The sequence below is a fragment of the Limnoglobus sp. genome, assembly GCF_059499385.1.
The window spans coordinates 1-12,033 of sequence record NZ_JCABYM010000150.1 but is presented as its reverse complement, the minus strand read 5'-3'; the positions used below and the strand labels follow the sequence as shown (position 1 = coordinate 12,033).

Below are 12,033 nucleotides of genomic sequence, written 5' to 3'. Positions count from 1 at the left end.
CCGCGGCCACGGCCGCCCGGAGCCCCCCCCCCCCCCCCCGCCGGCCCCGCCCCCCCCCCCCGGGCCCCCGGCCCCCCCCCCCCGCCCCCCCCCCCCCCCGCGACGCTCGCCGTTGATTCGCGTGGTCGTCATTGCGATCTCGACTTCCGAAGTCGAAGCCGGACTTCGGAAGTCAGGTTGCTGCCATCGCTTTCAGCGACTCCCGCGCGGCGGCGATCGTCTCCTCGACCTGCGCGTCGGTCATCGCCGCGCAGGTGAACGCCGCCTCGTACTGGCTGCACGGCAGGTAGACGCCGCGGTCCATCATCTCCCAGAAGAAGCGCGCGAACTTCGCCTTGTCGCTCGTCACGGCCGTCTCGTAGTTCGTCACCGGCTCGCTCGCGAAGAACAGCGTCCACATGCTGCCGACCCGCTGGAACTGGTGGGCGTGGCCGAACTCCTTCGCCGCCGCGGTGAACCCCTCGCTGATGCGTCGGCTCAGCCGGTCGAGCCGCTCGTAGGGCGGGTTCTTCTTCAACTCCGTGAGCGTCGCGATCCCCGCCGCCATCGCCACCGGGTTTCCGGACAGCGTGCCGGCCTGGAACACCGGGCCGGCGGGCATGACCTTCCGCATGATGTCGGCCCGGCCGCCGTAGGCCCCGACGGGGTAGCCGCCGCCGATGATCTTGCCGAGGGCCGTCACGTCGGGGGTGTCGCCGAGCAGTTCCTGTGCGCCGCCGTACGCGAGGCGGAAGCCGGTCATCACCTCGTCGTAGATCAGCACCGTCCCGTGCTGGTGCGTCAGCCGCCGGAGTTCCGAGCGGAACTCCGCGGACGGCGGGATCAGCCCCATGTTGCCGACGACCGGTTCGAGGATGACGCCGGCGATATGGTCGCCCTTGCCCGCGAACGCCTCGGCGAGTTGCTGCGGGTCGTTGTACCGCAGCACGAGCGTGTCCTGGGTGCAGCCCTTCGGCACGCCGGGGCTGTTCGGCACGCCGAGCGTCAGCGCGCTCGACCCGGCCGACACGAGCAGCGAATCGACGTGCCCGTGGTAGCACCCGGCGAACTTGATAATCAGGTCGCGGTCGGTGAACCCGCGGGCCAGCCGGATGGCGCTCATCGTCGCTTCCGTGCCGCTCGAAACGAACCGGACCATCTCGACGCTCGGCATCGCCGCGACGACCATCTCGGCCAGCTCCGTCTCCAACTCGCACGGCGCGCCGTAGCTGGACCCGTTCCGCATCGCCGCGACGGTCGCCTCCATCACGGCCGGATGGCAATGGCCCAGGATCATCGGCCCCCACGAGCCGATGAAGTCGAGGTAGCGGTTCCCGTCCACGTCGTAGAGGTACGGCCCCTCGGCCCGCTTGATGACGACGGGGTAGCCGCCGACGCCGCCGAACGCGCGGGCCGGGCTGTTCACGCCGCCGGGGATGAGTTGGCAGGCTCGGTCAAAGGCGTCCGCGCTCTTCGGGCGGGCCTTTCGCAGAGAATTCGACATGTCGATCCTGGAATGAGGTCACTTCATCGTTTCGAGCAACTTCTTCGTCTCATCGACGACCTTCTTCAACGCCTCGTCTGATTCATCCGAATAGCATTCGACGAGTTCCCGCGCCCGGTTGCGGCAGTCACTCTTCTCGGCCCGCACGTCGGACAGTTCCTTCAGCCGTTCCCACTCGGCCTTGATCGCCTCGGCCTGCTTCTGCACGTTCTCCAACCGGGCCTTGCCGTCGTCGGCCTTCGGGTCGAAGTTCGGCCCCCGCTCGCGGACGGCCAGCAGGAACCACGCCCGCTGGTCGGCCTTCTTCTCCGTCATCTTCGCCAGGTCCGCGTACACCCGACGGGCTTTCGGGATGTCGCTGACGTGTTTTACCTTGTGCCGGGCCGGGTCGTCGAAGATGAGCGGCACCCCGCCGGACGCGCCGAGGCGGATCGCGTACTTCGCCAGCGACTCCGGCTCCGAGGCGTCGAACTTCCACGGCTTCTCGTTAACCTCCATGTCCTTCAACTGGTCGCGGAGGGTTTTGATCTTGTCATCGACCTCTTTCAACTGCCGCAGCCGGTCCTCGGCGATCCAACCCCACCCCTCGCGGTAGTCGTCGGTGATCTCCGCCTCGCGGGCCTTGACCTTCGCCCACAGCTTCGCGGCCCCCGCTAGGTCGCCCTTCTGCTCGTGTTCCATCGCGGCCCACGTGTCGGTGTACGCGGCGTCGTCCGTGCGTTCCGTCGGCTTGTTCAAGTCCTTGCGGAACCGGTTGTCGAGCACCTGTTCGAGCTGCTTGCCGCGCGTCTCCCGGAGTTGCTTGCGGACGGACTGCGTGATCTCGTCCGACTGCGTGCCGTACTTCGCCAGGTAGCTCTCGGCCGCCTTGATCTTCGCGTCCGTGTCCCCGGCCTTGCCTACGGCGTCCGCCATCGCCTGCTGGCCGGGCGGGGAAAAGAAGTAAACCGCCCCGGCCCCGAGGAGCAGCACCAGCAGGACGGCCGGGATCGCCCGCACCCACTGCCGTTGGAGGAGCGGTGTCCCCTTTTTCTTCTTCAGTTTCTTCCCGGACTTGCCGGACTTGAGGGCGCGGGCGGCTTCCAAATCTTCCTCGCTCAGTGCCCCGCCGGGGCGGTCCTTCCGCTTCGCCGTCGCGACCTCCAGGCCGGCGCTCTGCTGGTTCTCCATCTTCTGCTTGATGTCGTCGAGCATCTTCCCGACGGTCGCGGCGTCCATCGGCCGGACGTTCTTGTCCTTCTCCAACAGGAACATAATGAGGTTGTCCAGCCACACCGGCAGGTCCGACACGAACCGGCTCGGCCGCGGCGGGACCTCCTTGACGTGCTTCATGAACATGTCCACGGTCGTCTCGGCCGTGAAAGGCTTCCGCCCGGTGATGAGTTCAAACAGCACGACGCCCAGCGAGTACAGGTCCGACTTCGGCGTCAGGTTCCGCTCGCCGTGGCATTGTTCCGGGGACATGTACGCGGCTGTGCCGATGGTGCTGTTCGCCCCGGTCAGGGCGGTCACGTCCGTGTCCTTCGCGATGCCGAAATCGGTCAGCTTGAGCGTGCCGTCCTTCGCGACCATCAGGTTCGACGGTTTCAAGTCGCGGTGGATGATCCCCTTGTCGTGGGCGTACTGAAGGGCGGAGCAGAGCTGCCGGGCGTAATCGACGACCTCCTCCCAGCCCAACCGCGTCCGCCGGGCGAGGAACCGGTCGAGCGACTCCCCCTCGACGAACTCCATCGCGATGAACGGCGTCGCGTGGCCCTTGCCGAACTTGCCGGTCGCGATAAGGCGGACGATGTGCTTGTGCCGGAGTTGCTTGAGAATGCTCGCCTCGCGCTCGAACCGGGCCATCGCGCTCTCGTTGCCGAGCAGCCCGAGGGCGACGATCTTGAGGGCGACGATCGCGGTCTTCCCGTCGTTGTTGAACTTGGCCCGATAGACCGTCCCCATCGCCCCGCTGCCGAGTTCCTTGTCGATTTCAAAGGGGCCGATCTTCTGACCGACGAACATGGCAGTCCTCCGGCGAACTGGGGCGAGCTTATTGTAATGATTTTCCCCGACGGTTGGGGGGCGGATTCGATGACTGTCACGCCTACGTAACGCGAGTTGAAGCAATGGGTTCCGCTGACGAATGACGAGAACGTATAATGTTGACTGTTCGCACGCCCCGGAGTCCGCACCATGCCCGTGACCGCCACCAAGCCGACGGCCGCGACGAAGTTCGAGACGGAAGTGCAGCAGCAGCTCGCGCAGGTCGTCCGCCGCATCCGGACGCACGACCTGCTCTGCGGCGTCTTCCTGCTCGCCGTCGTCGCGTTCGGCTACCTCGCGGCGATGATGACGCTCGACCGGTGGCTCGACATCCCGGCGTGGGTCCGGCAACTCGGCTTCCTCGGCCTCCTCGCGACGCTCGGCCTGATCGCCTACCGCGGCATCGTCCGGCCGTTCCGCCAGGCGGTGAACCCGCTCTACGCGGCGCGGGAGGTCGAGGAGACGGTCGAGGACGCGAAGAACAGCGTCGTGAACTGGGTGGACCTTCAAGATAAGCCGATGGCCGAGGGGGTGCGGGCGGTCGTCGCGGCGCGGGCGGCGAAGCAATTCAAGGACGCCGACCTGGACAAGGCCGGCGAGTCGAAGCGGCTGCTCTGGCTCGGCGGCGCGCTCGGCGGGCTGGTCGTCGTCCTCGCGGCCCTGTTCATGACGTTCAAGCCGGCCGTCTTCGGCTCGCTGTTCGGCCGGGCCGTCAACCCGTTCTCGTCCGGGGCCATCGCCACACGGACGCAGATCGACATCGTCGAGCCGAAGGGGGGCGACCTGACCGTCACGGCCGGGCAGCCGGTCACGGTCACGGTGCAGGTCGGCGGCAAGGTTCCGGACCCGGACGCGCAGGACCGGCTGGTCGTGCTACTCCGCCACAACCAGGCCGACGAGAACTTCGACGACGTGCCGCTCGAACCGGGAACGGCCACCCGCGAGTGGACGATCCGGTTGCCGGAGCGCCTGGTGCAGAACGGGTTCTGGTACAAGGTTAAGGGCGGCGACGCGGAGACGGCCGAACACCGCGTCACGGTCCGGCCGAAGCCGACACTGACCGAGTTCGAGGTAAGCTACGAGTACCCCGAGTACCTGCGGATGAAGCCGGACACGGTGAAGTCGCAACACCTCGAAGCCCACCGCGGCACGGTCGTGACGGTCACCGCGAAGGCGAACCGCACGCTCAAGGACGGCCGGGCCGTGCTCTCGAATAACCCCGTCCCGGTCGCCGGGGAAGTCGTCGGCGAACAGAAGGATTCACTGCGGGTGAAATTCCCACTAACGGAGTCCGGCACGTACCGACTGCTGTTCAACTCCGTCGAGGGCGAGGCGAACACCGACGCCACCGTTTACGACATCCGCGTCCTGTCCGACCAACCCCCGACCGCGACCATCACCAACCCGAAGGACGAAGACATTACGCTCGCCATGAACGAGACGCTGAGCGTGGACGCGCAGGTCGGCGACGACTTCGGCATCGACAAGGTGACGCTCCGCTTCAAGCTCACCGCCCCGAACCAACCCACGAAGCCGCTGAAGGGGAAGCCGTACCAGAACGGCCAGTCGTTCAAGCGGGCGGCCGACGGCACGTACCCGACGGCGCTCGACTACAAGGACTCCGTCGCGCTGCCGTCCCTCACCGACGAGGCGGGGCAGCCGGTCGAGCTGAAGCCGGACGCCGTCCTCGAATACTGGCTGGAGGCCGTCGATAACTGCACGATCCCGGAGGCGAACGTCGGCAAGTCGAAGGTGCAGAAGGTCCGGCTCGTTCCCGCGAAGGTCGAGCCGCAGCAGAAGGACGAGTTGAAGAAGCAGGCCGAGAAGCGGAAGGCGGACGAGGCCGCGCACCAGCAACAGCAGAAGAAAAAGCTCGACCAGGAGCAACGGCCGCAGAAGGAGTCGCCGCAGAAGCAGAACGCCGAGCCGCAGGGCGAGAAGAAGGAGGGCGAGAAGGCCGAGGGGCAGCCCGGCGAGAAGCAGGAAGGGCAACCCGGCGCGCAGGCGGAGAAGCAGCCGGGCGACGCCGCGAGGAAAGACGAGCCGAAGCCCGGTGAGCCGATGCCGACGAACGACCCCGCGGCGAAGGGGGCCGATCAACCCGACCCGAAGCAAGGCGAGAAGGGGGCGCAGGCCGCGGCCGACCGCGAACTTCAACAGAAGGCCGAAGACATCAACAAGAAGCTGAACGACCTCGAAAAGCAGGGCGGCGAGGCGAAGGCGAACGACCAGCCGCAACCCGGCCAGGAAGCGCCGAGCGGCGAGAAGAAGCCGCAGCCGATGGCCGGGCAGCAGCCGCAGCAGGGCGAGGCGAAGCCGGAGCCGTCGCCGATGACCGCGAACGAGAAGGGCGGTGACCCGCAGGAGAAGCCAGGGCCGCTCGGCGGGGCCGGCGCGCAGGAGAAGCCCGCCCCGCAACCGAAGGACGAGAAGAAGCCGGAGGGCGACCCGAAGGCGAAGCCCGGCGACCAGTCGCCGATGAACCCCGGCCAGGCGGGCGAGTCGAAGCAGGACGGGCAGCCGAAGGAGCAGAGCGGCGGCGAGGGGAAGGCCGAGAAGCCGACCCCGGCCGGGCAGGCGAAGAAGGGGCCGAAGCCGGACGGCGAGAAGCCGTCGGGGGAACCGAAGGGCGGCGCGGAACCGAAGCCGTCGGGCGAGGGCGCGTCCGCCGAGAAGAACGAGGGGCAGGCGCAGCCGAACGATTCCAAGCAAGGCGAAGCCGCGGCGAAGGGCGAGCCGGGCGCGAAGGAGAACCCGTGGAAGCGCGGGACGGAGAAGCCGACGCCGCAAGACGCGAACCGCGGCGAGCGGTCGGCCGGGGCCGACCAAAAGGGGCTGGAACAAGCGGCGAAAGACCTCGCCGGGAACGACGATCAGAAGAAGCAAGCCGCCCGCGAGAAGCTCGACCAGGAGATCGGCCCGGACGCGCGGAAGAAGTTGGAGAAGAATCTCGACGACCGCAAGCAGGCCGCCGACGGGCTGAACTCGAAGGACCAGCAACAGCGGCAACAGGCCGAGGACAAGCTCAACGACCTCCAACGGGAGCAGATGGAGAAGGACGACAACGCCAAGCCGCGGGAGCGGAAGGCGGGCGACGCCGAGCAGTTGAACCGGCAGAAGGAGATTCAGAACGCCGCGAAGGACATGAACTCGAACGACCCGCAGAAGCGGGAGGCGGCCGAGAAGAAGCTCGAAGAGATGGTCGGCAAGCCGGCCGTGGACAAGGCGAAGAAGCTCCGCGACGACCTGCAATCGGGCGACAAGGACCGCCAGCAAGCCGCGGCTGATGAGCTGAAGGAGCTTCAAAAGAAGGCGAAGGAGGAACAGGCCAAGCAGGGAGGCGAACAGAAGCCCGGCGCGGGCCAGAAGGACCAGACCACCAAGCAGGAACCGAGCAAGAACGGCGAGAACGACCCGACCGCGAAGCCGGAACCCGGCAAGGGCGGGCAGAAGGGGGGCGCGGCCGAGAAGGAACAACTCGCGAAGAAGCCGGAGGCGGAGCAGGCCATGAAAGACCTCGCCGGGAACGACGAGAAGAAGAAGGCCGAGGCCCGCGAGCAACTCGACAAGACCGTCGGCAAGGACGCCCGCGATCAGGCCGAGAAGAACCTCGACGCGCGGAAGGACGCCGCCGAGAAGATGCGGTCGAAGGACGCGAAGCAGCAGGAGCAAGGGAAGGCCGCCGCCGAGAAGCTACAGCGCGAGGAGATCGAGCGCGGCACGGACGCGAAGAAGCCGAACGACGCCGACCGGCTCGACCGCAAGCAGATCGAGGACGCGCTCAAGGACTTGAACTCCGACGACAAGGACAAGCAGCAGGCGGCGCGGGACAAGCTCGACAAGGCCGCCGGGAAGGACGCCCGCGAGAAGGCCGAGCAGATGATGAAGGACCTGCAATCCGGCGACAAGGACCGGCAGAAGGCCGCGATGGACGAGCTGAAGAAGATGCAGGACGACCTCAAGAAGGAGGCCGACCGGCAGGCCCAGAACGACCCGAAGCCGGGCGAGAAGGGCAAGGACCAACTGTCGCCGCAGGACATCGAGAAGCTGGCGAAGGCGGCCCAGGACTTGAACGCGAAGGACGAGCAGAAGCGGAAGGAGGCCGAGAAGCAGCTCGACGACAAACTCGGCGAGCAGGCCCGCAAGGAGTTGCAGGAGCGGCTGAAGGACGGCAAGGAGCCGTCGCCTGAGCAGGCCGAAGCCGCGAAGAAGGCCCTCGAAGAGTTGGCAAAGAACCGGCCGCAGCCGGCGCAGGGGGCCAACCGCAACGACCGCGACCCGCGGCGGGACGGCGGCATCGGCAACACGACGGACACCGACTCGAAGCCGCTCGACGCGAACAAGGAGTTCGACAAGGCCGCGGGGCAACTTCAGCTCGAACAGTTGAAGAAGGCCGAGGCCAACAAGGAACTGCTGAAGAAACTCGGTTACACGGAGGAGGAGTACAAGCGGTTCCTCGACGGGTACGAGAAGATGGTCCGCGAGATGCCGGAGCCGAAGGCCGAGAAGCCCGACGCGGCGAAGGCGAATGTGCCCGCGAAGCCGACCACGCGGGTCGATTCGTCCGGCACGGTCGAGCGGCGGGACGATGGCAGCAAGTCCACGCCGAACAGCACCGGCACGTCGAGCGCCCCGCCGGGGTACGGCGACGCCAAAAAGCGGTTCTTCGAGAACGCCAACAAGACGCCGAAGGAGAAGGACGCGCCGAAGTAGACGCTCCGTTCGTTGGAAGAAACGGCCCCCACCCCACCCGGTCGGGGGCCGTTTCTTCGTTTCCGGCAATCGCTACACTGGCCCCATGACCGCACCGAACCGCTACCTCGTCAGCTTCGACTCGCGGACGGCCATCCACCGGTTCACCGACGTGCTCGTCATCGGGGCCGGCATCGCCGGGCTGCGGGCGGCGCTCGAAGTCCCCCGCGACCTCAGCGTCCTCGTCGTCACGAAGGACCGCGTCACCGAGAGCAACAGCACCTACGCCCAGGGCGGCATCGCCGGCGTACTCTCGCCCGAAGACACGTTCGCCAACCACATCGAAGACACGCTGATCGCGGGCGACGGGTTGTGCGACCGGGCCGTCGTCGAGCACGTCGTCCGCGAGGCCCCGGACGAGATCGAGAAGCTCGTCGAGATCGGCACGAAGTTCGACGAGGAGGACGGCCGGCTCGCGCTGACGCGGGAGGGCGGCCACAGCCACCGGCGGATCGTCCACGCCCTCGGCGACGCCACCGGCCACGAGGTCATGCGCGCCATTATCGCGAAGGCGCGGGCCACGCCGAACGTCGCCCTCTGGGACGACACGTTCACCATCGACCTGCTCACGACCGACACCGGCTGCGTCGGCGCGGTCGTGTGGCGGCCGAGCACCGGCGTCGTCTTGGTATGGGCGAAGCAAGTCGTCCTCGCGGCCGGCGGGTGCGGCATGGTCTACCGCGAGACGACGAACCCGCCGGTCGCCACCGGCGACGGCATGGCCGCCGCGTACCGGGCCGGGGCGGAACTCCGAGACATGGAGTTCATGCAGTTCCACCCGACGGTGCTGTACGTCGCCGGGTCCGCGCGGTCGCTCATCACGGAGGCCGTCCGCGGGGAAGGCGCATACCTGCGGGACGTTCACGGCGAGCGGTTCATGGTGACCGAGGACCCGCGGGCCGAGAAGGCGACGCGGGACATCGTGTCGCGGGCCATCTTCCGCACGATGGAACGCACCCGGCACTCGAACGTCTACCTCGACCTGTCGCACCTGCCGCGGGAGTTGGTGATGACGCGGTTCCCCGGCATCGCGAAGGTCTGCCGCGGGTTCGGGCTGGACATCGCGAAGGACCGCATCCCGGTCCGGCCGGGGGCGCACTACATGGTCGGCGGCGTCACCGTGGACATGGCCGGGCGGACGACCGTGCCGAACCTGTGGGCCGCGGGCGAGGTGACCTCCAGCGGGCTGCACGGGGCGAACCGGCTGGCGTCGAACAGTTTGATCGAGGGCTTGGTCTACGGGGCCTCGTGCGGCCGCGGGGCGGCGGACGCATGCCGGAAGTCGCCGGCCGAGTTGCGGGCGCTGCCGATGACGTTCGCGGCGAACGACGACGAGCCGGACGAGCGGCTGGACGTGGCCGACCTGACGAACTCCTTGCGGAGCCTGATGGTGCGGAAGATGGGCATCGTCCGGGACAAGCCGCGGCTCGACGAGGCGCGGCAGGACGTGGACTTCTGGTGCCGGTACGTCCTGGGGCGGGAGTTCAACGCGCGGGCCGGGTGGGAATTGCAGAACCTGCTGACGGTGGCGCGGCTGATGATCGATGCGGCGGTGGCACGGGAGGAGTCGCGGGGGACGCACTTCCGCAGCGACTTCCCGCACCCGGTCGAGGCGTGGGGAAGGAGGCATGTGGTGGCGGTCTTGTAGGGTGGGCATTGCCCACCGTTGTCGGTGGCGGTCGCGGCGGACGGTGGGCAGTATCCCACGAAGCGTGGTTTTCAGGCTGAAAGCCTGGGACATGTCAGCCCAGGGCAACGCCCTGGGTCGGACATTCGCGGAGGAAAGCCCTGAAAGGGCGCGACCGGTGCGCTGTCACGCCCTTTCAGGGCTTGTTGCGTCGGGTGGGGCGTACCCAGGGCGTTGCCCTGGGCTGACATGTCCCACCCTTTCAGGGTGAAGAAGGTCGTCGGTCGGGCATTGCCTACCGTCCCCCGCGACCGCCACCGACAACGGTGGGCAATGCCCACCCTACGAAAACAACCTCCCCGCCTCGTCGCACAGCACCTTCGCCGCCGCCTCGGTCGGCGCTTCCGCGATCACCCGCACGACCGGCTCCGTGTTGCTCCCGCGGACGTGCAGCCACCAGTCCGGGCCGTCCAGCCGCAGCCCGTCCTGCACGTCCTTCGCCGCGTCCGGCCACCGCTTCTGAAGGTTGTCGAACGCCGCCGGCAGCCGCTCGCGGCTCACCGTGAACTTCGTCTTCAGCATCGCGTATCGGGGTAGCTCGGCCACGAGTTGGCTCAGCGGCTTCCCCTCCTCGGCCATCAGGCTGAGGATCAGCCCCATGCCGATGAACGGGTCGCGGACCCACCCGACGCGGGGGTCGATGACGCCGCCGTTCCCCTCGCCGCCGATCACCGCCTTCACCGCCCGCATCTTCTCGACCACGTTCGCCTCGCCGACGGCGGACCGGTGGAACTCGCAGCCCGCCCGCTTCGCGACGTCCTCGTTCATGCGTGAGGTACTCATGTTCACCACCACCGGGCCGCGGTCCTGCCGCAGCCGGTACCTCACCGCCAACGCGAGCGTCGCCTCCTCGCTCACGCAGACGCCGGCCTCGTCGATCAGGGCCAGCCGGTCGGCGTCCGGGTCGAGCACGAACCCGACGTGGCAGCCGTGTTGCTTCACCCACGGGGCCACGTCCGCCAGGTGCGCCGGCGTCGGCTCCGGGTCGTGGGCGAAGTCGCCGTTCGGGTCGCAGTTCAACTGCACGACCTCGCACCCGAGGTCGGCGAGCACCCTCGCCGCGAGCGGCCCGCCGGCCCCGCCGTTGCCGTCCACGAACGCCCGGAACTGCCCGGCCGCGACGGTCGCCACGCTCACGTTGCTCGTCACCAGGGCCGCGTGGTCGGCGAGCACGTCCGGCGGCACGCGGACCGACCCGATGCCGTCCCACGTCGCCAGCTTGAAGTTCCCGGCCTCGAACAGCTTCTTGACCTCCAGCCCCTGGGCGGCGGGCAGCACGGCCCCGTCCTTGCCGAACAGCTTGAGGCCGTTCCACGGCGACGGGTTGTGGCTGGCGGTGATCTGGATCGCGCCGGCGGCGTTGAGCGTCCGCACGGCGATGCCGACCGTCGGCGTCGGGGCGATGCCGATGTCCTCGACGCGGCAACCGGCGGCGAGCAGTCCGGCGAACACGGCGTGCCGGAGCATGTCGCCGCTGGGCCGCGAGTCGCGGGAAACGACGATTGAAATAGAGGGGGAACCTCCCGCAGGTTCCCCCTGCAACCCCCTCCCGCCTCCGCCGCCGAGGAACGAGCCGAGGGCGGAGCCGAACCGGGCGGCGGCGTCCGGGGTGAGCGAGTCGCCGACGATCCCGCGGATGCCGGAGACGGAGACGATGAGCGGTTGGGTCATGGATCGGCGGCCAGCAGAAGGGGTTACGGTCGGTCGGCGGCGGGATCCGGCTGCACGGCCAGGTCGCCGATCACGCGGGCCACGCCCTCGTGATCGAACACGGACGGTATGCCGCCGGGTCCGGCGTACATGCCGAGGCCGTCGCGGACGACGAGCGCGTCGGGGTGGTCGATTTCGAGCAGGTCGCCGTTGATGAGGGAGATCGTGAACGGCTGGAACGGCGTTCGCCGCTTGAACGCCCGGAGCGTCCCCTCGAAGTGTTCGCGGTCCACGGCCGGCCCTCGGTGGCGGAATGAACACCCGTATGTTATCGGGCCGGGCGGGGGGCAGCAATGCCGTCGCCGGGCCGGGCTTGCTTCGGCGACGGGGGAAAGAATCCGTTCGCCCGAAAACCGCCCCGACCGGGTGGGGTGAG

6 protein-coding genes are annotated in these 12,033 nt (G+C 68.3%); 2 read left to right on the top strand and 4 right to left on the bottom strand.

Features of this window, described 5'->3' with window-relative positions:
* Positions 1-172: 172 nt before the first annotated feature.
* Both hemL and AC5JJ2_RS26165 read right to left on the bottom strand, forming a co-directional pair.
* Positions 173-1,483 carry a glutamate-1-semialdehyde 2,1-aminomutase gene (hemL, locus tag AC5JJ2_RS26170; protein ID WP_495861001.1) on the bottom strand — a complete coding sequence of 437 codons (1,311 nt, stop codon included), beginning with the start codon at positions 1,481-1,483 and terminating at the stop codon, positions 173-175.
* Positions 1,484-1,501: 18 nt separating this feature from the next.
* The gene (locus AC5JJ2_RS26165) at positions 1,502-3,487 is read right to left on the bottom strand and encodes a serine/threonine protein kinase (protein WP_495861000.1); all 1,986 of its coding nucleotides are present in this window, start codon (positions 3,485-3,487) and stop codon (positions 1,502-1,504) included.
* Between the two features lie 171 nt (positions 3,488-3,658).
* On the opposite strand from AC5JJ2_RS26165, the gene AC5JJ2_RS26160 reads away from it, so the two are divergent.
* Together AC5JJ2_RS26160 and nadB are read left to right on the top strand one after the other, a co-directional pair.
* The gene (locus AC5JJ2_RS26160) at positions 3,659-8,221 is read left to right on the top strand and encodes an ICP22 family protein (protein WP_495860999.1); all 4,563 of its coding nucleotides are present in this window, start codon (positions 3,659-3,661) and stop codon (positions 8,219-8,221) included.
* A gap of 85 nt (positions 8,222-8,306) precedes the next feature.
* A complete protein-coding gene (gene nadB, locus AC5JJ2_RS26155) occupies positions 8,307-9,908 on the top strand; it encodes an L-aspartate oxidase (protein ID WP_495860998.1) in 1,602 nt (533 codons plus the stop codon).
* A 321-nt stretch (positions 9,909-10,229) separates the two neighbouring features.
* Here nadB and glmM read toward each other — a convergent pair whose 3' ends face one another.
* Positions 10,230-11,618: a phosphoglucosamine mutase gene (glmM, locus tag AC5JJ2_RS26150; RefSeq protein ID WP_495860997.1), complete on the bottom strand. Its 1,389-nt coding sequence runs from the start codon at positions 11,616-11,618 to the stop codon at positions 10,230-10,232.
* 23 nt (positions 11,619-11,641) lie between these two features.
* A complete protein-coding gene (locus tag AC5JJ2_RS26145) occupies positions 11,642-11,890 on the bottom strand; it encodes a hypothetical protein (protein WP_495860996.1) in 249 nt (82 codons plus the stop codon).
* Positions 11,891-12,033 lie beyond the last annotated feature (143 nt).